Origin of the sequence: Flavobacterium circumlabens, assembly GCF_004345565.1 — a bacterium.
GTDB classification, from domain to species: domain Bacteria; phylum Bacteroidota; class Bacteroidia; order Flavobacteriales; family Flavobacteriaceae; genus Flavobacterium; species Flavobacterium circumlabens.
In genome coordinates, this window is sequence record NZ_SLWA01000002.1 from 670,933 (window position 1) to 693,236 (window position 22,304).

General features: G+C 40.2%; 21 protein-coding genes. 5 read left to right on the plus strand and 16 right to left on the minus strand.

Annotation, left to right across the window (positions count from 1 at the left end; all coding sequences use genetic code 11):
• From EV142_RS07410 to EV142_RS07460, 12 genes are all read right to left on the minus strand, one after another.
• Positions 1–3,723 carry a hypothetical protein gene (locus EV142_RS07410; protein WP_132034036.1) on the minus strand — a complete coding sequence of 1,241 codons (3,723 nt, stop codon included), beginning with the start codon at positions 3,721–3,723 and terminating at the stop codon, positions 1–3.
• Positions 3,723–4,157 (minus strand): GPW/gp25 family protein, encoded by a 435-nt coding sequence (locus EV142_RS07415; protein WP_132034038.1) that lies wholly within the window; start codon positions 4,155–4,157, stop codon positions 3,723–3,725. Before EV142_RS07415 ends, EV142_RS07410 begins: the two co-directional genes overlap by 1 nt.
• Positions 4,150–4,449: a PAAR domain-containing protein gene (locus EV142_RS07420; protein WP_132034040.1), complete on the minus strand. Its 300-nt coding sequence runs from the start codon at positions 4,447–4,449 to the stop codon at positions 4,150–4,152. The genes EV142_RS07415 and EV142_RS07420 overlap by 8 nt, the downstream gene beginning before the upstream one ends.
• 114 nt (positions 4,450–4,563) lie before the next feature.
• A complete protein-coding gene (gene vgrG, locus EV142_RS07425) occupies positions 4,564–6,363 on the minus strand; it encodes a type VI secretion system tip protein VgrG (RefSeq protein WP_132034042.1) in 1,800 nt (599 codons plus the stop codon).
• The gene (locus EV142_RS07430) at positions 6,360–7,037 is read right to left on the minus strand and encodes a CIS tube protein (RefSeq protein ID WP_132034044.1); all 678 of its coding nucleotides are present in this window, start codon (positions 7,035–7,037) and stop codon (positions 6,360–6,362) included. Before EV142_RS07430 ends, vgrG begins: the two co-directional genes overlap by 4 nt.
• 11 nt (positions 7,038–7,048) lie before the next feature.
• A complete protein-coding gene (locus tag EV142_RS24015) occupies positions 7,049–7,219 on the minus strand; it encodes a DUF5908 family protein (protein ID WP_158286306.1) in 171 nt (56 codons plus the stop codon).
• A 5-nt stretch (positions 7,220–7,224) separates the two neighbouring features.
• Entirely contained in the window at positions 7,225–7,692 is a 468-nt protein-coding gene (locus EV142_RS07435) for a phage tail protein (RefSeq protein WP_132034046.1), read from the minus strand.
• Entirely contained in the window at positions 7,682–8,152 is a 471-nt protein-coding gene (locus EV142_RS07440; protein ID WP_127340819.1) for a phage tail protein, read from the minus strand. Before EV142_RS07440 ends, EV142_RS07435 begins: the two co-directional genes overlap by 11 nt.
• Positions 8,153–8,202: 50 nt before the next feature.
• A complete protein-coding gene (locus tag EV142_RS07445) occupies positions 8,203–9,780 on the minus strand; it encodes a phage tail sheath family protein (protein ID WP_132034048.1) in 1,578 nt (525 codons plus the stop codon).
• A 38-nt stretch (positions 9,781–9,818) separates the two neighbouring features.
• Positions 9,819–10,655, minus strand: coding sequence for a hypothetical protein (locus tag EV142_RS07450; RefSeq protein WP_132034050.1), 837 nt, complete (start codon positions 10,653–10,655; stop codon positions 9,819–9,821).
• Complete coding sequence (locus tag EV142_RS07455; protein WP_132034052.1) at positions 10,652–11,221, minus strand: DUF4255 domain-containing protein; 570 nt, start codon at positions 11,219–11,221, stop codon at positions 10,652–10,654. Before EV142_RS07455 ends, EV142_RS07450 begins: the two co-directional genes overlap by 4 nt.
• A 521-nt stretch (positions 11,222–11,742) precedes the next feature.
• On the minus strand, positions 11,743–12,612 hold the full coding sequence (locus EV142_RS07460) for a helix-turn-helix transcriptional regulator (protein WP_132034054.1): 870 nt from the start codon (positions 12,610–12,612) through the stop codon (positions 11,743–11,745).
• A 911-nt stretch (positions 12,613–13,523) separates the two neighbouring features.
• Between EV142_RS07460 and EV142_RS07465 the strand changes: the two genes are divergently transcribed.
• From EV142_RS07465 to EV142_RS07475, 3 genes are all read left to right on the plus strand, one after another.
• Positions 13,524–14,072: an REP-associated tyrosine transposase gene (locus tag EV142_RS07465; RefSeq protein WP_132034056.1), complete on the plus strand. Its 549-nt coding sequence runs from the start codon at positions 13,524–13,526 to the stop codon at positions 14,070–14,072.
• A 936-nt stretch (positions 14,073–15,008) separates the two neighbouring features.
• Positions 15,009–15,374 (plus strand): SMI1/KNR4 family protein, encoded by a 366-nt coding sequence (locus EV142_RS07470; protein WP_132034058.1) that lies wholly within the window; start codon positions 15,009–15,011, stop codon positions 15,372–15,374.
• A 23-nt stretch (positions 15,375–15,397) separates the two neighbouring features.
• Positions 15,398–15,784, plus strand: a complete 387-nt coding sequence (locus tag EV142_RS07475) for a hypothetical protein (protein WP_132034060.1) — start codon at positions 15,398–15,400, stop codon at positions 15,782–15,784.
• A gap of 66 nt (positions 15,785–15,850) precedes the next feature.
• On the opposite strand, the gene EV142_RS07480 is transcribed toward EV142_RS07475, so the two are convergent.
• The 4 genes from EV142_RS07480 to EV142_RS07495 form a co-directional block, all read right to left on the minus strand.
• Positions 15,851–17,233, minus strand: a complete 1,383-nt coding sequence (locus EV142_RS07480; protein WP_132034062.1) for an exonuclease domain-containing protein — start codon at positions 17,231–17,233, stop codon at positions 15,851–15,853.
• A 162-nt stretch (positions 17,234–17,395) separates the two neighbouring features.
• Entirely contained in the window at positions 17,396–18,100 is a 705-nt protein-coding gene (locus EV142_RS07485; protein ID WP_132034064.1) for a hypothetical protein, read from the minus strand.
• Position 18,101: 1 nt separating this feature from the next.
• Positions 18,102–19,088, minus strand: coding sequence for a hypothetical protein (locus tag EV142_RS07490; protein WP_132034066.1), 987 nt, complete (start codon positions 19,086–19,088; stop codon positions 18,102–18,104).
• Between the two features lie 101 nt (positions 19,089–19,189).
• Entirely contained in the window at positions 19,190–20,104 is a 915-nt protein-coding gene (locus EV142_RS07495; protein WP_132034068.1) for a phytanoyl-CoA dioxygenase family protein, read from the minus strand.
• Positions 20,105–20,445: 341 nt separating this feature from the next.
• Between EV142_RS07495 and EV142_RS07500 the strand changes: the two genes are divergently transcribed.
• Both EV142_RS07500 and EV142_RS07505 read left to right on the plus strand, forming a co-directional pair.
• Entirely contained in the window at positions 20,446–21,030 is a 585-nt protein-coding gene (locus tag EV142_RS07500) for a Crp/Fnr family transcriptional regulator (RefSeq protein ID WP_132034070.1), read from the plus strand.
• Positions 21,031–21,115: 85 nt separating this feature from the next.
• Positions 21,116–22,216 carry an SDR family oxidoreductase gene (locus tag EV142_RS07505; protein WP_132034072.1) on the plus strand — a complete coding sequence of 367 codons (1,101 nt, stop codon included), beginning with the start codon at positions 21,116–21,118 and terminating at the stop codon, positions 22,214–22,216.
• The last annotated feature ends 88 nt before the right edge of the window (positions 22,217–22,304 follow it).

The following is a 22,304-nucleotide window of genomic DNA, read 5'->3' on the forward strand; positions in this document are numbered from 1 at the left end:
TTAAAATGTAATATTATGTTGGTCTGCAGAAACTAAAAGGGTGGTCGGCCCGTACGACTGAAGCCTTGTTTTGGCGCTTTTCAAGGTTGTTTTTATTCCCGTTACCGGATCGAGCCTATAGCTTGAAAAAGAAACAGCATCGACTGTGGCAACGCCTTCCATATTGAGGAGGAACGTATGTACTTTGGCGTCAATAAGCGGTTGGTCTATTGCGATCTGAGGATCATAAGCGGTGATCCACGGCGATAAATAGTTTTTTAGGGCGAGGTTTACGGTATTGTGAATGAGCGTTTCCTGATAACCGCTTTTCAATCCTATTTGGGCCGTAATGCAAACATATTCCGGATTAAAATTGGAAATATTTACCGTAGCAAAAGGTGATGTGCTGTCTTTTATGAATTTCTGTATGGCACTTTCGACATCATTCGTTACCAGAGGAAGATAAGCACCAGTATCACTTTCATCGGTTATTTTTCGCACTACGTAAACCGTAGTGCTGTTGTCTGATTTTTTATGCACCACTTTGGAGAAATAAACCGTATCAAATCTTTCAGCGATCAGTGTATAATAATCGGCAGGGCTAACGGCTCTGTTTTTGGTTTTAATACTATGGCTGACTCTCTGGTTTTTATGGGTGTTAGTTTCTGCGGCTTTTCCGCCAAAAGAAGCAAAGGGCTGAACCAGTGTTGCGATTTGCGGAATCACAGTCTGCGGTTTGGTGATCGTATTGCTGCTGATTTGCGGCGTTTGCGTATCGGTCAGAAAGGTCGTTCCGGTTCGCTGTACCCTAAATCCGTTGGTTTGTAAAAAAGTCGTGTTCGAATACGTATTCCCTTTACCGCTCACCACAATGGAAAGCCAGTTATTGGTACCGGGCATAAAAGCTCCGTTGTTATTACAGTCTTCCGGAATGGGAAGTTCTATAATACCCGAAGATTTAAACTGACTGGTCTGATCGGATAAGGCTTTTATTTCTTTCCAGCCGGAATTGTTCAAATAGAAATACGAAACACTGTCACCGGGTGTAATTGTTGTGGCATTTCGCGCGAGTTCAAAATAGAAACTTAAAGTACTGTTACAGATTAATTGTTCCAGTTCCAGGAATAACGCTCCCGAATAACTGAATGACGGATAAACCGGGAAACCGCTTGTCAGGCCGGTTTGCGGAACGCCTACGATACTGGTATTGAGTAAGGTGGAAGCTGTATCGGTACTGTCAAACAGCTGATAATTTTTAAAAGGGGTATAAACAAAATACTGCAACGGATAATCTCCGGCAGAGACGTCCAGTTTATACGTCACACTTGCTTTATAATCGGCCGAAAACGTTTTGATTTTGGGTGCAAATGGCAAGTTGGCGGGTACTATAAATTTTGAAATCGGGTCGCCTTTTGCTTTATTAAAAAGATTACCATTTTGCAAAGCAATATTCGCTACGACATTCGGATAGATTTCGGAGCCAAAGCCGTATTCATTTCCCGATAAAACCATTCTTATAAATCCTGAAGAACTGGTATCCGTAAATTTGAAAGGCTGCACCTGAATGTACGGATCCGGTTGCGGTGTTTTAGCTGGCGTTGTATCTGCGATCTCATGATTATTATACTTGTAATAACTGCTGCACGTACTGTTGAAAGGCACATCCGGATCTCCCGCTGTCGGGTCAAATAAGTAAAGCGGAGTTATAATTTCCTGTACCGGAACGAAAACAGGGGCAGTTTCGGGTGTAACAGGCGGAACGACAGGTTTACTGGTTTTGGTCATAATCAGACCGTTCCATGTTTTTTCCTGCAGGATATTAAAATCAGCTATAAAAGAAGGATTATTAAACGGTCCCGGAACAGGGGGCGGCAGTGGATCGGTTGTTCTGTTGAGCAATCGCGCCAAACTGACTCTGGATTTTACTACTGGTCCTGCAGCATCCGGATCGGCAATATAATTGTTGTAAGCGGCATAATACGTCCGGAAATCGGAGGGAATCTTATCCCAGTCTATATTGATGACAAAACTGTCCAGAGGTTTGCTGAAGATCTCATTGTTTCCAATTATAAAATTAGAATGGAATAGCGGAATCGGCCCAAAAGGAGGGAAAGGATTTTTGGTATTCAATTCCCCAAAATCATTATACAGCTGAAACGTTTTAACTCCTGTGATATCCAGTGCGATCGTGATCGCCAGTATTTTTGGTGGTGCAGCGGGTTTAGAAATGGTTTTGAATATAATTTTAAGCATCGGCCACGTTGTTTGCAGTCCGTCCGGATGAACCACAAAAGGCTCAATGGCCGGTTCCGCAGGATCCAGATTAATTTCTATGGCAAGGCTTTTGGCAGTCGGAACAAATGCGGAAGGGGCTAAAGGAACTTCCAGCCAGCTGTTTGCGGTACTCAGAAAATAGCTGGCACCCTGAAACTCCGTTAGATTAATTTCCGAATCCAGTTCGAGTGTCACGGTGATGTTTCGTTGGCCTTCTCTCAATAGCAACATTGGGGAAGCAAAAGCCATTCCGGTGTACAACGGCGCAGTCGGAGGAGTGGTAGCTCCAAAAGTAGACCAGCTGATTGTTTTGCCCGTCTCATCTTGCTGAACAGCGGAAGGTTTGGCAACAGACTGTAAGTTATAAGACAAAGTATTGGGTGCTGCCTGATAAGAAAGGGTCTGCACACTTTTTATAACGGCCGGATTCAGCGTTACGTCTTTTAGGGAAGCAAATACAACCGGATTCTTTTCCGCATCAACTCCGCCGTTAAATAAGGTACCCGCCGGCAACTCCAATACCGAATTGTTTTTGGCCAGTGCAGCACATAAAAAGGCGCTGTCTGCCAGGGCAGGTAATTCTTTTTGTTTCAGAATGGTTTTATAATAAAAATCAAGGTGCTTTTGTGAAATTCCGTTCAGTTGCTCCTGCTGTATCTGGAGTACGTTTACAAAAGAACGCAGCAATGTCGTATCCGGGAATTTACTTTTTTGAAGACTTAATTTTTTGAATTCATTGGCAGAATGATGTATGATAGTTTCTAAAAAGTTAAACAGCCGATCGCCGATTTTCGTTAAAATAGTCAGGCAAAAAGAAGTTACGTTATCCAGTGCCTTCAGAATCGTCTGTTCAGTATCATAGCCGAAAATTTCCCAAAAAGGCCTTTTGTCTTTATTAATCGTCCAGAGAGGTACGTCAAAAGAAACAAAATCAGGATAAGGCGCAGCTGCAATATAGGTCCCTTTAGACGGAGCCGTATACAAATATTGTCTGAAGGACTGAACCGCCCAAAAATCAATGCTTAGTTTGTTCTGTACCTCGTGTAAAATATAATTTTTAAGGTCGTACGTTTCGTTGCTGCTTTGCATATAATGGGTCCAGCGTTCCATGATTTTATAAATAGCGCTAATGTGATCAAAGAGCTGATTGAGTGCTTTGGAATTCAAAAAACCCTGACTGTTAGTGCTCAATAAAGTCTGAATCTCCGTACAGCTGTTTTTATAAGTCGAATGCAGTCCTTTGTAATTGGTTCGGGAGATAGCGGCCATCAGAAAAACGGGATCTTTCAGTAAAAACGGATTCCAGTTTCCTTCGATGGTGTTGGTGTCATTATAAAAATTAATAAGCTTGCTAAATTCGGTCAAAAAGTACAGCCAGTCCTGTTCGGTCCTTCCGTCTATCAGACAGGGATTCGGAACGAGTGCTTCGTTAAGTGAATTCAGGGCGCTATTTTGATCGATTACAAGCATTATTTTCGGGATAAATTGGTGCCTTCTTTCAGGTGAAAAGGAAACACATAATTATGTCTGGTATTGGTTTTGGAATAGAGGTAAGTGATCAGTATCTGGATGATGCCATTGGTCATATCCGTTGAAGCAACCTGTACATCCTGTACCACAATTCTGGGTTCATAGCGCAATAAGGAAAACCGGATGGTTTCTATAATTTCGCCTTTTAAATTAGGATCAATTTTTCTAAACATAAACTGTTGCAGGCCGGAACCGAAATTGGCTTCCAGCGTACGTTCTCCCTTGCGGGTATTGAGGATAATATTGATAGATTCGTGAATGTTCTTCTCATTGGAAGACGTATTCAGCTGATAATTGCCCGCAGAAAAGGACACGGGAAAAGCCCATCCCGCACCTAAAAAGGTATTTTCTCTTTTATCTTCCGTATTATCCACCAATCATTACATTAAAGGCTCCAAGTACAATTGATCCCCCGTGAGCAGTCTGATCCCCTAATCTTGCGGCCGGTAATCCGCCAATCATAACCGTCGCCGATCCCTTTATGATCGAATCCGGCGGCCCGACACAAACCAGCATATCGCCAACCCGTGCTGCCGGTAATCCTACGATAAGAACCGTTGGTTCTCCTACGCCAATTATTGGCCCGCCAACGTGGGGAACCGGCGGTACAGCAGGAGTAACCATCGGACATTCGTGAAAATCTGTTAATCGTGCTGCTGGTGGCATGTGTTTATTGTTTATTGTTTGTTGTTTGTTGTTTGTTGTTTGTTGTTTGATCGTTTGTTTGAAAACCTTTGAACCTTTGCATCTCTGCACCTTTGTCCCTCAGAACCTCAGAACCTAGTTAATCATCACCATTGCGCCTTTCAGCGTTAATTCCATTCCGCCCGAAACCTGTGCCATTTGTCCGCCCTGAGCGGAATATTGCATGTCGGCATTATCTTTAATATTCAATCCTTTGGTGGCGACATCGCCGCCACTGGATTCGATGGTAACACCCTGCATGCCTTTGATACTGACATTTTCCTGTGCCGAAATACTTATGTTTTTCTGACTGGACAGGTCAATGCCGCTTTCCGACATGACAATCGTGTTTTGATTTTGATCGCTAATGGTGATTTTCTTTTCTTTATCGCTGACGATGATCGTATTTTTATTAGGCGTGGCAATGGTCCAGACGATATTCTCATCATCAAATTGCACCGAGATCCCTGATTTGGAAACAATCGCTTTTACCGAATTTTTTTCATTGGGTTCCAGACCCGTAAACGGTTTTATTTTCGTACCGCTGTATAAACTGCCCAGAATGACAGGATAGCGCGGATCTTCGTTTAAGAAACCAAGAATAACCTCGTCTCCGACTTCAGGCAAAAAGAAGGCTCCGGCACCACTGGTCGAATAAAAATTGGACAGTCTGGCCCAGATTCCCGCACCATTGGCATCAAACAAAGGTACATTGACCAGAATCCGGAATTGCGAATCGGGATCTTCATACATTTGTTTTACGGTTCCGTTGAACAAACCCCTCGCGCCCGGAATAAGTCCGGAGGCAGGGGGAGACATCACATCGGGTTTTTCGGTAAACCAAAGGGGCGAAATGCCCAGATAGACTTCAGAAATCCAGTTTCCCTGTGAGAGATCATGCACAACGCCCGCGATGAGGTAATCGCCGTTAAAACGATCCCCGACACCACTGAAGGTCATGTATTTTCCGGGATCAATCAGGTTGGTTCCCTGAAATTTGGCTTCACCCGTTATTTTGGAATATTCACTTTTAATGATTTGAGCTTTCGACCAGGTATTTAAATCTGCCGTTTCCAAAGGTGCCGATGTCTGCAGCTGAAAAGCAGAAAGGCCGATCACTTCAGATAATTTCTTGGAGCTTAAATTTCCGGATCCGCTTACATTGGGCGTTGCTTCACTATTGATGACGGCCTGATTTTTATAATCCCAGGTGTTAGACGTTACATTCCCTAATTGATTCGTCGCATTTAGTTTGGCATTAAATTCAAGCAAATTGTCTCCATATGTAACGGTCAATACCGAAGAGGTCTCACTATCGGGCGCCGTGACGGAAACTTTACCGTTTAGGGTCGTTACAATTAAGCCGTTGGTTTCTGCAAGTGCAAGGATATAGTCCCAGTCCGTTACGTAATATTGTACCTGTTCCGGCCAGGTGGTGGTGGTTGCCGTAACATTGGCACTTAATCCGGAATAGGTTCCTATAATAGACGAAATAATATCGCTGTCTTTCTGATTGGAATACGTCAGGCTTTTTCTCCCTACAATCATTTTGACGGCCGCATCACGGCATTCAATTTCCAAAGCCGATCCTACCAGACTGTCAATGCGAATGGACTGGCTCATGATTAAGCCGGTAAAAATTACGGTATTCGTTTCATCATAACCCGCCAGAATACTAATTTCAGCACCCGGAACAAAAGTTGCCGAAGAGCTCGCCTCAAATTCCCCCGTACTGGCTTCTCCGTCTAAAATTACAATTTTAGCACTGGCAATTCGGTTGACGCTCTTTTCGATATGAACAGAAAGCACGCTCAGTTCGTCCGGTATGGTACTGCCATTGACCTGAATAGAGAAGGTTGCGATTCCGCCGGTTTTTATTTCGCTTGAAGTACTCATGAGTTGGAAGGATTTACAGGAGGAAATATGAGTTTATCAATCCCATTCAGGTTCCTGAATTTATTGAGTTTGTTGTATTGGGCCACTTGTATGTAAAGCGAATCGTCATTCCAGGTTTGTAAACACAATTGCGGTAAAGACATTCCTTCGGATACCGTAACAATATGCGTTAAGTCCGGAGACTCGGGCGCATCGGTCATCGTAACTGTTTTGGGAGAAACATACTGGCTGAAGGACAACGATATTTTGGCTCTCAGCGGACTTCCATCGGGTTTGAACAGCGTATAGGAAATATCAATGGATTCCAGCACGCCATTAAACGTAATATTCTGTCCCCATTGCACTTTTACAAAATTGGGACGGTGTATTTTACCGTTGTACGTGTAAATAATGGTTTCCAAAGCCGTTATTTCTTTCGCCATATCAATACGTTTGCTGTCTACAACACCGGTACAGTCAATCACAATTTCAAAACTTAACTTATCACTTGGGGTACTTTTATATTTTTGCGAAGCAGAGCTTGTAGCGGGAGCCTGCTGTTCGTTGTATTCAATGCTTTTTTGTACCTTGATCGACTCCGGATTTATCATAAAGGCATACGGATTCCCGGCGAATTTGTTTTGAAATTCTTCGTCCGTATATCCCGTGATTTTCATTAATTCTAAACCTGCCATTTGTCTGTTCTTTAACGTTTATAGCTGTTCACCTGATTTTTCTCGGCAATTAATCTTTTGCATTCTTCCAGTACTTGTTTCTTAAAAAGCGATAATTCTTTTTCTTTGGCCACAGAAGAGTGCTTCGCGTTGCTGCTTACAATCTCTGTTTTGATAATGAGTTCCCTTATTTCGATTGGCATACGTATCAGTTAAAAAGATTTTCAAAAGTTGTTTTGGATGAAATATTGAAATAGGTATAGGCCAGTTCAATAGATTCAATGGCAATTCCGCTTTCCTGAGAGTTGAGGTCAGAAACGGCATATTTAACCGGATAGGCATTATTGAACGTCCATTGCATACAGACAATACCGCTTGCATTGAGCAGGCTGAGTATCACATTATGGGGCTGGATCGGATTCGATAATCCCTGGTCAATACAGCTGGCGCACCAATTTACCAATTGGGAACCGACGGGAACAATGGCTCTTTTCAGGATTAAGTTCTGACTGTTAGAAACCGTTGGGAGGCGGTATTTAAACCTGTTTTCGCCTCCGCAAACAATTTCTTCTATACTTAATTCTTTAGAAATACCGGATACTTCCTTGAAAGCTGCATCTACACCCGAAAAGGAAAGTGTAAAATAAAAGCTAACCGGATAATCACTATTTGCCACCGTTTTTAATGATGAGCTGTTCGTGTGCAATTTCTATAGTGTCTACGGCAACCTCATTTCCGTCAGATTTCAGATCTGTACTGGTAATTTTAGTCGGCCAGGCATTATTGAGTGTCCATTGCATGGTTACATTTCCTTTTTCGTCTAATAATTTGATCAGTACTGTTCTTCTTTTGATCGTATTCATTACGACCTGCTGGTGCCAGTCCCAAAACGTATTATCGTTTACGAAGATGCCGCGTTTCATGGTAATATTGCCGTATTTGGTAATGCCGGGCATTTTCTCGACAGAAAAAAGCGGACTGTTACTTTTACGATATTCTATAATCTGATTTTCGACATCCATTCCCGTAACTTCCTGAAAAGCTACTTTTGTCAGTTCGGTTCCAAGATCTACTTCAAACCTAAACTTAGGCATCGGCCACGTTGCGCCTTGTACGCTTCCATCATCTGTTGGCATAATATTTTATTTTTAAATTAAAAATTTACTTAAATTGAATTGATTGCTGCTTAACTGGACGCTACCATTTGTTGTTGAAAGGTCAGCACAATGAATTCCGCCGGATGTACTACTGCTACTTTTACGGTAACATTCATAAAGCCGTTCAGGATATCATCTCCGGTCATGGTAGAACCCAGACCACAGGCTACAGAAAAAGCATCAGAGGCACTGGCACCCTGCAAACCGCCCTGTTTCCAGATGGACGTTAAAAAACTCGAGATCATAGCGATAACCGCTTCCCAGGTATTTTTGTCATTTGGTTGAAAAACATATGCCTGAGCGGCCAGTTTACAGGATTGCTCCAGGAAGATCATCGTTCTTCTTACCGGAATGTATTTCCAGTCCTGACTGTTTCCATCGAGTGTTCTCGCACCCCAGATCAAAATACCAAGTCCGTTAAACAATCGGATCGCATTGATCGATTTACCCGAAACGGCATCCACATTTAAATTGGCCTGCTGGCTTTCTGAAATTGAAATCGGTAATGAAGCCGCTCCTACAATAGAAGTATTGGCAGGTGCCTGCCATGGTCCAACTGCATTGTCTGTTGTGGTAATCACCCCGGCCATAGCCCCGCTTGGAGGAAGGATATTGGCATCACTCAATACATGTTTGATAATCAGGGAGTACGTCTGACTCGCAATTAAAAGTGCATTATTGTTCTGAGTAACCGTTAGCGTACTGGCAGGATTCTGAATGCCGGCAATAATGGTAGCCACACTAGCATTGGGCGCGCTTGGCGGATTGATGATAGGTTCTAATTGTTTGAGGTCTCCGCCAAACAAATTCGTATAATCAATATCCTGATTCTGCATGATGGTCGTCCCGATAAAAGGATAATAGGCCATTCCGTAATTCAATCCTACAGAGCCGGTATTCATTCTGAAATTAGAAATATCCTGCGTATATAAAATCGGATCCGGATCATCGCCACCAATAATATCAAACAGACACATGGCCGTTTGCATCGTGGTACATTGCAACAGCATGGCTTCCATAAGCGTACCATTGTCGGCTACACTTAGCAGCGTGGCCTCCGGACAAATATACATGGTCGGTTCGGGCTCATTTTTTAGAAGGGCAAGACCCGTAGTCAGGTCGTTTAACTGCACGTTCGGATTGATAAGCGGTGTACCCGCAGTCATTGGTTTTTTAGACTGGGTGCCGTAAGTACCAACAGATACGATGTAAGCGTCGCCGCCGCCGTTTTCATAAAAAAGGCGTACACTGTTGTACAGATAATAAACAGTTGTAGGATCCGGAACAATGGAGTAGAAGGACCCTGCAATCAGCATATAATCTCCCTTTTTAGGTTGACTGTCTTCTTTTACTAAATAATATTCAGGACTGTATTGTTTCGCAGGACTCGCTGGTAGCGGTGGATCCGGGTAACAAAAAAAGGCTTGAAAATCAGCAAACGATGTAATTCTTACCGGAACATTCGTATACGATTTCCCTTCGTAAGAAGCTTGGGGTGTGTATCCAATAAATGCTGGTACTGCCGTAGCAACTGCTACAACGGAATTCGGAAAAGCATTTAATTCTTGAATATAAACACCAGGAGTCTGGATGGTAGATAAATTCATTGATTTTTAGTTTTTAAGGTTCATTTTTAAATAGTTTTTTATAAATAGATATACATGGGTGATGTAACTTGAATAGTTCCGGTGCTGCCGATGATTCCAATTCGGGAAACATCGGGAACAGGCAGTCCTTTCAGGAGTACTTTGCCGCCTGAATTTTTCTGATCGGACTCGGTGGGTTCTTTTTGGCTGATTAAATCGAATTTGTATTTTGGTTTTTCGCTCAACGGAAGATCCGTTTCGCCGGAGGTAAAAAGAAGCGCTTTTTCTCCTGTCGGCACAACGACCTGTTGTGGTCCGTCAAACTGCATTTTTCCTTTTTCATTAATGACCGGATGATTGAGTGGAACGGCATTTTTATTGATCACATAATACTGCCACTGCGTTGCCCGGGCTGTAAATTTTATTTCAAAATGTGACGGACTTGTATCGGCTGTTTTTGTTAGATCTTCAAAAGAGATTCGCAGTGACCCTAAAAACGAATTGGATTGCTCCTGTTGCAAGGTTTCATTCAACACTACAACACCGTTGCTGTCCTGATTTTTGGGATCCTGGCTGGTGTAGGTAAGCTGTCCCGCAAAGTTGATGGGCATTGCGGTGAACAGGGCAAAAAAAGGATTATCGGATTCGATATTAAATTCGAAATAGTCCAGCGATGTGGTTTTCGATATATAATGTAAAGTATCAGTCAGAGAGGAATTGGATTTTAGGAAAAGTTCAAATCCATTGGAAATACGATTCATCCTGACGCCAAATTTCCGGAATACTGTTTCGGTCACAGGGTCCGGAATAAAATGCAGGCTGTTGCATTTGCCGGTATCAAAAAAGGTATGGTATACCATAACATCAAAAGCTTTTATGTAATCGCCCTGACTCATGATAGTATCGTATTATTGGTATGGGTAACCGCCGGTACAATTTCTGTCATTTCGTTGGCCTGAACCTTGATTAGTTTCATTTTATAAATGATCGAAGGCTGGTATTTGGCACCCATGGCCGTCCATAAGCTGTGCATCTGGTGGTAGGAGATTTTTTCATATTCGAATTCCAGTCTCGTGATCCCATCGGGAATACTCGAAGAGGAGGAAGCGTCTAAATAATTGTTGATCTGAAAAAAGTACATAATGGCATCCAGAAATTTTAAGGATTCGGTATAATCATCAAAATTACTGCTGATTAAAATGTCCAGATTGTATTTTTCTACCGGGTTAAAACTCGAGTAATTGCCGTTTTCGAGTCTTTTGTTTTTGATATAAAAAGGCTGATTGGTTTCTTTTTCTACATTAATCAGGGATAAGACTACTTTGTTCTGGTTGGCTTTCGGAAAAGCGCCGTTGGTATCAATAAGATAATTCAGGACGATTTTTTCTTCATCCAGTCCAAAACGGTTTTTTAAAAACTGTCCCAGCAATTTATTCGTAAATAGAAGTGACTGATGTATCATGGTTAGGTAATTCTAAATTTCGGCTGAACGGACCAAACAAACTGGTAGTCAGATTATACTGGTAAAATTACTGTATAAAGCAGTCCCGATACGATTTTGAGAATGTACTTTTCGTATACATCCTGTAAAATTGTGGGCCTTTTGTAGACAAAATGTAGACAGGGGCTTTTTTTGCGTGAAAAAGAAAAATTTTATCCGTATGTACCTAACAGAATACGGATCAATGCTCACTACTTATTTTTACCGCAAAGAACGCAAAGATTTTTATCCAGGATGGCCATATAAATCGCAAAGTTCGCAAAGCTAAATCATTCAGAGTTTTGCGAACTTTGCGTTTTATAAGAGCTAAAAGTAGAGGTCCTTGTGTTCTTTGCGGTAATTTTTTTTTCACTTTCCCCACATTTTGGGATTGATACCCGAATTTTTCTGTTTTGAAGACTAAATAAAGGTGCTGTAAACAAAAAATTCGATTACGAAAAGTAACCGAATTTTTATTAGTATAAAGTTGAGGTATTGATACTTTACGAAACCGTTCTTAAGTACGAAATAATATCCTGCTCTCTTTCAAGCGTCAATTTTTTCTTCAGGCGGTATTTATGAGTCCGCACACTGTCCTGGTTGATTCCCAGAAGACTGGTGATGTCATGGTTACTCATATTCATTTTGATATAACAGCAATATTTTAAGTCTTTCGCACTTAAGGAAGGATGTTTTTTGGCAAGCGTCAATAAAAAATCGGGATTAGACTGTTCAAAGTAAATCTTAAAATCATCCCAGAGTTTGGTGTCATCCGCAACCGTTTTTATCGAATTCACAATAGACATTAATTCTCTGCGGATGGCATCATTTACATTCGGATAAAGGTAGGAAATGCGGGTTTTGACCTTTTGCAGGATTTCAACTTTTTGGTCCAGTTCCATTACATAATGACTCAGTTCCCTGGTAGTGCTGCTGTTGTTGTTTTGCAGGGCAGCCTCCGCAAAGGAAGCTACTTTATCGCTGTTTGTTTCTGCTTTTTTTAATTGAAAGATCGACTTGATTCTGTAGATCAGAAAATCAGTATTGCTGATATGTTTGTAGGGATACGCAAAAATGATACAGTTTTTAGACCAGCAGGTCGACTCACATTCATAGTTTTGCGTCAGGCACAAAATGGGCGTATCAATTTTATTGAAGTTGAAATGGCTGTCGTTTATAACGGGCTGGTTCCTCCTGAAACACAAAATAATCAAATCGGGCTGGAAGGATTGCACAGTACTGTAAATATCGAGCGCGCGTGAAACAGCAGCGATAGAAAAAGTAAAATCAGCTATTACAGACAGGATGTTCAGTACCTGAGTCAGCACGCTGGTATCGTCACATCCAATCAATATTGATTTTTTTTCAGGCATTCCGGTGGTTGATTTTTTGGTTTTTGGCAGGGTTGTTAAAAGTACTGCTTTAGTGCAGTTCAACAGAAAAAGATGTCACAGGATGGGTTTTTATTGTCATGAGATTGTTTTTTTTTTAAGGCGTTGCTATCTTTTAAACAGTAAGTCTTATATTTCAAATAATAAAATGGATGTACTAATTAGATAGTATAGCATTCCTATCACTACTGTTTTTACCCTTAATTCTGCCAGTTTGACATTAAATTTTCGTTACGTCATTCCTCCGTCACGTTGCCGTCACTCCTCCGTCACCGCTCCGTCACTCCTATATCTGAACTTTATTGGAGATTTTTGGTTTTTTTGCTCTTTTTCGGTCACCTTGTCAGGGAAATCTGAGCTTTTAATCGTAATTATAGTCCCTGCTGAAAGAGGTGTTTTTATATACTTTCAGTACAGCTCTGATTTGGGGCTACTAATCCGTATTGTTGCGCTGCCTTTTTTACCAAGGTTTAATCGTAGAAAGTGCTACACCGGCTGGCGCGAGCGTCCCGCTCGTGAACGCAATCATAATAAAACAGAAACCTCGCCATTCGGCGAGGTTTCTGTTTTATTATAGTTAATGGTTCAGAGTTAGTGATGAGATTTTATATTTTCCTTGCTAGCGCGGACGTCTCCCCATGCTGGCGCGAGCGTCCCGCTCGTGAACGCAAGCAAAATAAAACACAACAGAAACCTCGCCATTCGGCGAGGTTTCTGTTTTATTATAGGTAATGGTTCAGAGTTAGTGATGAGATTTTATATTTTCCCTGCTAGCGCGGACGTCTCGCTCGTGAGTGTAATTAAATCAATAGACGCAACACTTTTTCTCTGGTAGAGCAACGTCGTTGCTTGTAAATAAAAAGTATTTCTTACATTGGCTTCAAAATGTTGTAATGAGTAGAAAATATAAATTTGGTGACAATAGTGGAGCTTATTTTATCAGTTTTGCCACAGTTTATTGGATCGATGTATTTACAAGAGAAGAATATTTTGGAAATATTGTTGAATCTTTAGATTATTGTCGAAAAAATAAAGGAATGGAAATTTACGGATATTGTATTATGCCAAGTCATGTCCATTTAATTTTTAGGTCAGAAAATAAAGATCCTTCAGGACTAATTAGAGACTTTAAAGGATTTACGTCAAGAAAAATGATCAAGTCCATAGAAAACAATCCACAAGAAAGCAGAAAAGAATGGATGTTATGGATGTTTGAGCGAGCAGGAAAGAAAAATAGCAATGTGAAATTCAGACAATTTTGGCAACAAAATAACAAACCAATCGAGATTTGGTCCTTGAAAGTTTTTGAACAAAAGTTAAACTATATACATAATAACCCACTAGATGCAGGTTTTGTTACCGATCCAGTAGATTGGAAATATAGTTCAGCAAGAAACTATAGCGATAATGACCAAACTATTTTAGAAATTGACATAAATTGATATTGATTGCGTTCACGAGCGAGACGCTCGCGCTAGCGGGGGAACTCAAAGATATAAATGCCCCCGCTCCCCGAAGTGTTCTCATGAAACGCTGTGCGAAAGTCTCCCGACTTCGCACCCGCAACGATAATCCAAAAAGAGAATAAAAAAAGTAAAACCTCGCCCAATGGCGAGGTTTTTTATGTTTTTAGCATATGTAAAAACCCCAAAGAGAGCTGCGTTTTTTTTGGAAGAATGCCAAATTTATAGTCCAACTGAAAAAGAATATTCCTGGCATTCTTCCAAAAAAAATGCTTAGCCTTGTGGCGATTGAACCAATAAAAAATAAATCCCTGCTCTTATAATAGGAAGAACAGTTTTAACCAACGTAAAAGGGCTGGTAACCGGGACCTGGACAAGGGTTCTAAGCACCCCTTCATCCCTTGCGGGAGAAACAACCACTACCTTTTATGATAAAATTAAAACCATTGCAACAAGCACTTATACAAAAAAACATTTAGGAGGCATAAGCCATACGGATCATGAAATTGATTTTACAGGAAAAACGTTAACCCGCTCCCCGAAGTCTTCTTATGAAAAGCTGCGCAAATGTCTCTGACTTTGCGCAGTTTTTTTGTTCCTTAGAAATTATAAACCTGATAAAAGTCTCCCGACTTTTTTGGAATCAGTCTTAAAACAATGTCTTATAAAATATTATTTAAGCTGAAATTGCAATCTGTTTTTAATTTATATTTGGATGAAAGTTGGAGATTTTATGGTGTTTTGTTTTTAAATTGCACATTCTTAAATTGCACAAAGTCAGAGACATTTGCGCAGCGTTTATCAAGACTTCAGGGAGCAGGCGGTTTTCGCTTTTTTGACAGGATTTGTTTAAACGCGCAAAGTCAGAGACATTTGTGCAGCGGGTTAATGCGAAATATTAAAAAATAAAATAAAATGAAAAATATAGATAAAAATGCAGCGCCTAGTTCTGAAGAAATAGAAATCTTTTTGAAACAAGTAGATTTTATTTTGCCTGATGGATTTATAAGTTTTTTTAAGGAAACAAATGGAGCTGATATTAGTACTGATGAAAATTATATTCTACTATGGGCATTAACTGATATGATGGATATGAATAAGGATTATAAAGTACAAGACTATGCACCAGAGTTTTTTATTTTTGGTTCTGATGGAGGTAATACTGCTCTTGCAATAGAAAAAATTACGGGAGATATTTACGAAATGCCATTTATTGGTATGTCAAACGATGCAGCTATTTTTAAAAATAATAGCTTTAAAGAGTTTATTGAGGATATATAGAAATAAGTAAAACTTAATTAAAGATGAAGTTAAATTACTGTGGAATATTAAAAACGAATAAAAAAGTAGCTTTAAATGTTGCAATAATTTTATTTGTAGCTTTTCTGTTTATCAGGTCTTTTTTTATAGAAACAGACCAAAAAGTATTTGAAGGAGGATTAAAAAACATTCAAGAAGAGCAGTTTCAAGGTATAGTTGCCGATAAAAAATTTGAAAAATTTAATCATAACGCCTCAGTTATCTATTTAAAGAATACTACTAAAGTTGCTATTTTTGGAGAATTTTGGTCAAAGATTATGATTGGAGATTCTTTGGAGAAGAAAAGGGGAGAAACAATTATTACCGTTTATAGAAATAATGAAAAGTTTATATTAGACAATAAAGAAATTCTTGATAGATTTAAAAAATGAATGATAATAGGATTTCTGTCTCCTCCTAAAATAAATTAACAGAAATACAGTAGTTTCCTGTCTCAACTACTCAATCCAACCATTTCTATTAAAAAAAACTTTACGCGGATATTTCTTGGCATAACTGTCAATGAGCTGCATGATGTATTGATTGCTGACGTAAGGCGTAACGAAATCTTTTATTTGGGAAGGTTCTGTAATCGCAACATCTGAAGTGATGTATCCCATACCATAAAAATGACCTTTTTCGACCCAGATACAACTGCGTTCCTCAGCAGATCTGCCTTTATCGATAATGGCGAAAGTCGATCGGCTGTTTCGGAAAAAGTCTATTGCAGTTTCAATTTTCGAATTGTGAGACGCTGCATCCGGTAACTCCGATAGATCTTTGGCCGGCATAAATTCTCCGAGCTCGGGCTTTGAATATTTACAGAATCGATAGTCAATATCGAATTGTTCGGAGAGGGAGCGCAACAGGTTGATGGCAGCAAATTCACTATTGAAGACTTCAATGCTGTCCTGAAATTTACCCATTTTTCCTATTGCCAGATACCGATAGCCGTTACGGGCTTCATACTGATAAAGGCCATATTTTGCTTCAAAGCGTTTTAGGGCCCTGTTGTAGGCAGGCCAGAGCTTTTTGATTTCGGTACATTCCAAAAGCAGTGCCATCAGTTCGGTGGCGCAGACCTCAAAGGAAATACTGTGAATGTCCCGCAGGAAGTTTTGCCTTTGCGGATTGATATTATGACCGCTGAAATGAGAACCAACCCGTTTTTTGATGTTAATGGCTTTTCCGACGTAAATTACTTTTTTGAGCTGATTGTAGAAGTAATACACGCCTGGTTTTTCCGGTAACTGTTCAAAATCCTGTGGCGGCAGGTTAGGAGGCAAACGCTGGTCCTGTGCCGTGTTCTTAATCATTTTTGAAATGACGCCTTCAGTATCCCATTCCAATAGCCGTTCCAATAAGATTACTGTTGCGTCTGCATCTCCACCGGCGCGGTGTCTGTCTTTTACGGGTATATCCAGAGCATTACAAAGATTACCCAGGCTGTACGAACCCAGACCCGGTTTGATCTTTCTGGCAGCACGAACGGTACAAAGTTTTCGGGCAGTCCACTTTAGGCCTGCTTTTTCGATCTCATGACGCACAAAGGAATAATCGAAGTTGACGTTATGGGCAACGAAGATTCGATCGGTCAGCATCTCCAGCACTTTTTCGGCAATATCATCGAAGATCGGGGCATGCTGCACCATTTCATTGTTAATTCCGGTTAAGGCAAAAATGGGAAGCGGGATCTCCTTTTGTGGATTTACGAGTGTTTCAAATCGGTCAATTACCTTGGTTCCGTCGTGAATAATAATGGCAATTTCCGTAATCCGGCTGCCACTGGCATTACCGCCGGTGGTTTCGATATCTACTATGGCATATTGCATTTTTTTCATCGGGAACTAAAATAGAAATAGGTTCATCGGTTGATTTTCCTTTGATTCTTAAGAAGTTGAAAATCGTATTGACAAAAATAGCACAGATTGTAGTAGTGTGTAGTGGAAGTCTTGTTCTAAATTGTAACAAAAATTATAATTGAAATTTCGGAACTTACTGTTTTAATCCTGCTCAAACGATTTTAAGCTGCCGTCGTCATTAAATTGTATGGAGTATTTCTCACGGCTTCCATTGATGGTTATGGGATACCATCTTATCTGATTGTTCCAGATGGTGAGGTAAGTACTCGACAGGGGTTGGGCTCCTTCAATTTCCTGCGCTTTTTTATTGTAAATATCGGTTAGTTTCGCTGCATTCACGAAACTGGTTTTGTTTAAAGAAACCAAACGTCCTTTCACATCATCATGCACGGATAACTGAACAGGTTTGGGTTCAGACCATTTGTTGTCCCGAAATTCGTAGGCATCAACATATTTTGGATTCTCCGGATGCTGGAGCATCACGTTGATGGTACCGTCATTATAAAAATATAAAGTGGAATAAATAAAAATTTCCTTCCCGGCATATTGCGGCAATTTTCGCAATGCTGCTTCTGCATTTTTTAAGGCATTGGTGTCTGTTAGAAAATCGATTTCCCTGCCTTGAAGATGGTGTTGCCGCAGCACTGTAGTATGTTTTTCGAGTACGGTATTTATGATCTGCTGAACATCAGGCTGTGTGTTTTTCAACGGTTCAGGATTCGGTTTTTCTGCTTCTTTATGAACCAGTGTATCCTTCGTATGGAATGTTTCATCGATACTTTTTGATACCTGTTCGCAGCTTACCAACAGCAAACCGGAAATCAGTAGAATAATTATTTTTTTCATTTTATTCAATGTTATTTAAATCTTTTGCAAAGGCAATTTGTGCCGGATTTTCAGGGAGATAAAAAATGTCAATATGCTCTTTTTTGGTCACGTCAAGTTCCAGAAATCCAATAACTTTTTTCAGGCTTTTTTTATGAACGTGATGTTTCTGATCCGTGTATTCCAGTTCAAAATGCATCATGGGCTGCTCATTAATATAGGTTCCGGTCTGGCTGACTCTTATTAATTTGGCCTGGGTTCTTATGCCTTTGAATTTAATCACGGCCGCGTCATCATTTAAACCGGTTATTTTTCTAAAGATAAATTGCACGAGGTAACGGTAAAATAAAAGCGTCATCGGACAGATAATCAACGGATGGCCAATGCACATAAAACGCCAGCCCATACCATAACTTTCGAAACGATACGAGAAAACGTAATACGCTATTATTGCTATCGTGAGAATAGTCCAGCCCAGTATTCGTAAGATCAAAGTTGGAAGTTTTACGGTTGCTGTTGTAGTGGCAATGATAAAATGCGGAGTACGCTTCATATCCCTGTTGAGCAGCAGGTTTAGCTTTTTTCCGGCTTCAAAGCGTCGCTCGTGGGGTTTACTGTCTGTAATTATGGTCTTATGGGTAATTTCGGTATTGGACAGGTTTTTAAACGATAATTCCAGTTCGTACGTAGTGAATTTTGATTTTGGCTTTGAAATTTTTACAGCACTTATAATTTTTGCTTCGCGCTGTACACCGTTAGTTTTTATTTTTTCTAAAGTGCTTTTGGTGATGAAAATCTGTACAATCCATTTTTGGAAATAACCAATTAAAAGAATGAGCCAGAGGAGTAAGGATAGCACCACATAACCCATAGCCAGATACGGGTTTTTATCTTTTAGGGTGCTTATATCAAATTCACTATTGATCGCATAATACATAAACATAGGAAAAGGAATGGCAAAAAAGAGCAGATAAAGCGCCCAGAAGGTAATGGCAAAATGTTTTTTCATTCCTTGTACTATTTTGGATTATTACTATTGGCAGCTACTTTTTAGATTATCAGCTGCTAATCAAATTTAAACAAAATATAAATAGCAGCATACGCTAAAAATCACAGCCATTCCCCCGAAGTATTATAATCTTCCGGAAAATAGGTAAGATATTGCACCATCCGTGGACTTTTTCCCTTGTTTGCAGTGGCACAATGGGGTAATGTATTGTTCCAGATGATAAAATCGCCGGCCTTACCAGGTACAGGTTTTGGCTTCAAGGTCTGAATCGCTTTTTCCCTTGGGTATTCATGTGGTTCAAGGTTTTTCAGCCAATTATTGATTTGGTTATGAAAGCCCGGTACGCAATGAAAAGCACCATCTTCAATTCCGCAATCCGTGAGGTAGAGGAGCCCCTGCAATCCAAACGGAATGGGTTGTTTTAAACTGGTATCCCAATGAAGCGGACTGCCTAAAAAAGTAAAATCATTGGTTTCCGGCGGATTAAAACTTACTTTGTCTATCGTTTTGTAGATTTTGGCGGTGCCATAAAGCTGTTCGTATGCTTTTCTGATTCTTGCAGAAAAGCGGTTTCTGTTTAAGGTTTCATGATCCGAAAAATTAAGCATTAATCCTTTCTGGTTTTCATGCCTTACATACCAGGTTTCCTTTTTGTGGGGATCCATTTTTAAGTAGTCCCAGATCGCCTGTTGTGTAGCTTCGCAATCTTCTTTCGAAATAGCATTTTTTACAATCACATAGCCGTTTTGATTCCAGAAATCGAGATCCTGCTCCGAGAGTACTTTATCGGTAAAAGCTTCTGATTCGTTATTTCCGTTTTTTTGTCGGGTAGTAATCCAGGTTTTAAAGGTTTCAAAATCGGGTTTTTCAAAGTATAAAAACTGTAAAGTGTCTTCCATGCCAATCCCCAATTGGTATAAGGCTTTCATTTCTTCGTCCCAGTTATCCCCTGTAGTTGAAGAGCTGACAGGTTGTACAGCACGTTCCCATAGTTTTTCAAGAATAGTCCAGGGCATAGTAGTATGAGTTTTAGTTGTATAATGGAAGCGGAGATAAAAATACAGCTCTTTTACGAACAGGAAATGGGTATTTATACCTGATCTCAGGTTTTACACGAACCTGTTTTCAATAGGATTTATTGGAAGGCAAACAATAAAAATTCAAGCCCTAACGAAATGGGATCCTGTAATTTTCAGGAATCAGGTGGCTGTTCTGAGTTGCGGGAAATTTTTGAAATCCAAAACCATTCTCTACTTTTTTAAATTATCAATTACTCTGTTATTGAGTCTGTGAAAGTTAAAAAATAAATAGCATACCTTTGTTATACTTCCTCAATCATAAGTAAGACACCAAAAAAATGTACGATATCATTTTCAGACATATTGAAGAAAAAGTCCGCCTGACCCAGGCGGAAAAGGAACTGATAAAGACTTTTTTTACACCCAGAAAACTAAAGAAAAAACAATTTCTGGTAGTGGAAGGACATGTTTGCAGCTATTTGACATTTGTCTCGAAAGGACTTTTAAAGGCGTATCATGCAGATGATAAAGGCAATGAACATATCAACCAGTTTTCTCCGGAAGGCTGGTGGACGTCGGACATGAGCAGCTTTTTTAGCGGAGGAATCTCCTTTTACAGCATAGATGCCATGGAAGATTCAGAAGTCTTGCTGATTACCAGCGAAAATTTTGAAAACTTAACCGTACAGGTTCCCGTCATGGACCGGTATTTTCGTTTGCTTTTTCAAAATAGCCTGATTACCAAAGAAAGAAGGTTAATAAGTTCGCATACGCATACTGCAGAAGAAAAATACAGGCATATTTTAGACAACAATCCTGATCTGATCAAACGCATACCTCAAAATTTGTTGGCTTCCTATCTTGGACTTTCGCCAGAAACGCTGAGCCGTCTTAAAAAGAATATTGTTTTAGGTCATCAATAATTGATTTAGATCAAGCGAATTTCTTGTTTTAGGTCATCGTTTCGAAGCCTGTTCAGGAAGTACTTTTGAAAAAAATAAAGTACTTATGAATGCTCAAAAATCAACCCTGCCGGATACAGCCGGAAATATAGCCTTAGTAGTAGGAGCAACCGGAATTGCCGGAAGCAATCTTGCCGCAAAACTGCTGGAAAAGGGATGGACTGTCTTTGGACTTTCCCGAAATCCGAAAAATGATACTAAAGGTTTACGCCCCATTGCTGCTGATTTACTTCATCCGGAATCGTTAACTGCCGCTTTACCTGACGTGGCACCGACCCATGTTTTTTTCACAACCTGGATGCGAAACGATACGGAAGAGGAAAATATCAGGGTCAATAGCGCCCTGATTCGCAATTTGCTGAACGTACTGTCTCCTAAAAAATCAGTAAAACATGTTTCACTGGTAACGGGTTTAAAACATTATCTTGGACCGTTTGACGCTTATGCTACAAACGGAACTTTACCGGAAACGCCGTTAAGAGAGGAACAGCCCCGATTAGACCTGCCGAATTTTTATTACGCACAGGAAGATGCAGTGTATGAAGCTGCTGCCAGAGATGGCTTTACCTGGAACATACACCGACCGCATACGCTAATTGGCAAAACCATTGGGAACGCCATGAATATGGGCACAACATTAGCGGTGTATGCGAGTATTTGCAAACGCGAAGGAACACCGTTTATCTGGCCGGGTTCTGAAGCACAATGGAACGGGGTATCTGATGTTACGGATGCTAAAGTGCTGGCCGATCAGCTTATCTGGGCTGCACTTAACCCTGAAGCTCACAATCAGGCCTTTAATGTTACCAATGGTGACGTTTTTCGTTGGAAATGGCTCTGGCCACGAATAGCACAATGGTTTGAAATTGAATATGAAGGATACAATGGAACTGTAAAACCTCTTGAAATAGTACTAAAAGAAAAGAATGCTATCTGGAAGGAGATTGTAAAAGAACATCAATTGATAGAAGGAGATTTGGGTCAGCTGGTATCTGCCTGGCATACCGATCTTGATTTGGGAAGACCTTTAGAAGTTCTGACAGATATGTCGCGAAGCAGAAAGCGGGGATTTACAACTTATAAAGAGACCAAAGATTCATTTTTTGAATTGTTTACCGAATTAAGAAACGATAAAATAATACCTTGATTAATTAGATAATTTGGCAATTGGAAAATGATATAATTTTTAATTGTGACTACCTGATTAATGCTCTAATTGACTGATAAAAAAATGG

Bases quoted from the DNA above. Each gene is read 5' to 3' on its own strand.
- EV142_RS07410 (WP_132034036.1), bottom strand. From the start codon at position 3,723: ATGCTTGTAATCGATCAAAATAGCGCCCTGAATTCACTTAACGAAGCA.
- EV142_RS07420 (WP_132034040.1), bottom strand. From the start codon at position 4,449: ATGCCACCAGCAGCACGATTAACAGATTTTCACGAATGTCCGATGGTT.
- vgrG (WP_132034042.1), bottom strand. From the start codon at position 6,363: ATGAGTACTTCAAGCGAAATAAAAACCGGCGGAATCGCAACCTTCTCT.
- EV142_RS07430 (WP_132034044.1), bottom strand. From the start codon at position 7,037: ATGGCAGGTTTAGAATTAATGAAAATCACGGGATATACGGACGAAGAA.
- EV142_RS24015 (WP_158286306.1), bottom strand. From the start codon at position 7,219: ATGCCAATCGAAATAAGGGAACTCATTATCAAAACAGAGATTGTAAGC.
- EV142_RS07440 (WP_127340819.1), bottom strand. From the start codon at position 8,152: ATGCCAACAGATGATGGAAGCGTACAAGGCGCAACGTGGCCGATGCCT.
- EV142_RS07445 (WP_132034048.1), bottom strand. From the start codon at position 9,780: ATGAATTTATCTACCATCCAGACTCCTGGTGTTTATATTCAAGAATTA.
- EV142_RS07450 (WP_132034050.1), bottom strand. From the start codon at position 10,655: ATGAGTCAGGGCGATTACATAAAAGCTTTTGATGTTATGGTATACCAT.
- EV142_RS07455 (WP_132034052.1), bottom strand. From the start codon at position 11,221: ATGATACATCAGTCACTTCTATTTACGAATAAATTGCTGGGACAGTTT.
- EV142_RS07460 (WP_132034054.1), bottom strand. From the start codon at position 12,612: ATGCCTGAAAAAAAATCAATATTGATTGGATGTGACGATACCAGCGTG.
- EV142_RS07465 (WP_132034056.1), top strand. From the start codon at position 13,524: ATGAGTAGAAAATATAAATTTGGTGACAATAGTGGAGCTTATTTTATC.
- EV142_RS07470 (WP_132034058.1), top strand. From the start codon at position 15,009: ATGAAAAATATAGATAAAAATGCAGCGCCTAGTTCTGAAGAAATAGAA.
- EV142_RS07475 (WP_132034060.1), top strand. From the start codon at position 15,398: ATGAAGTTAAATTACTGTGGAATATTAAAAACGAATAAAAAAGTAGCT.
- EV142_RS07480 (WP_132034062.1), bottom strand. From the start codon at position 17,233: ATGAAAAAAATGCAATATGCCATAGTAGATATCGAAACCACCGGCGGT.
- EV142_RS07485 (WP_132034064.1), bottom strand. From the start codon at position 18,100: ATGAAAAAAATAATTATTCTACTGATTTCCGGTTTGCTGTTGGTAAGC.
- EV142_RS07490 (WP_132034066.1), bottom strand. From the start codon at position 19,088: ATGAAAAAACATTTTGCCATTACCTTCTGGGCGCTTTATCTGCTCTTT.
- EV142_RS07495 (WP_132034068.1), bottom strand. From the start codon at position 20,104: ATGCCCTGGACTATTCTTGAAAAACTATGGGAACGTGCTGTACAACCT.
- EV142_RS07500 (WP_132034070.1), top strand. From the start codon at position 20,446: ATGTACGATATCATTTTCAGACATATTGAAGAAAAAGTCCGCCTGACC.
- EV142_RS07505 (WP_132034072.1), top strand. From the start codon at position 21,116: ATGAATGCTCAAAAATCAACCCTGCCGGATACAGCCGGAAATATAGCC.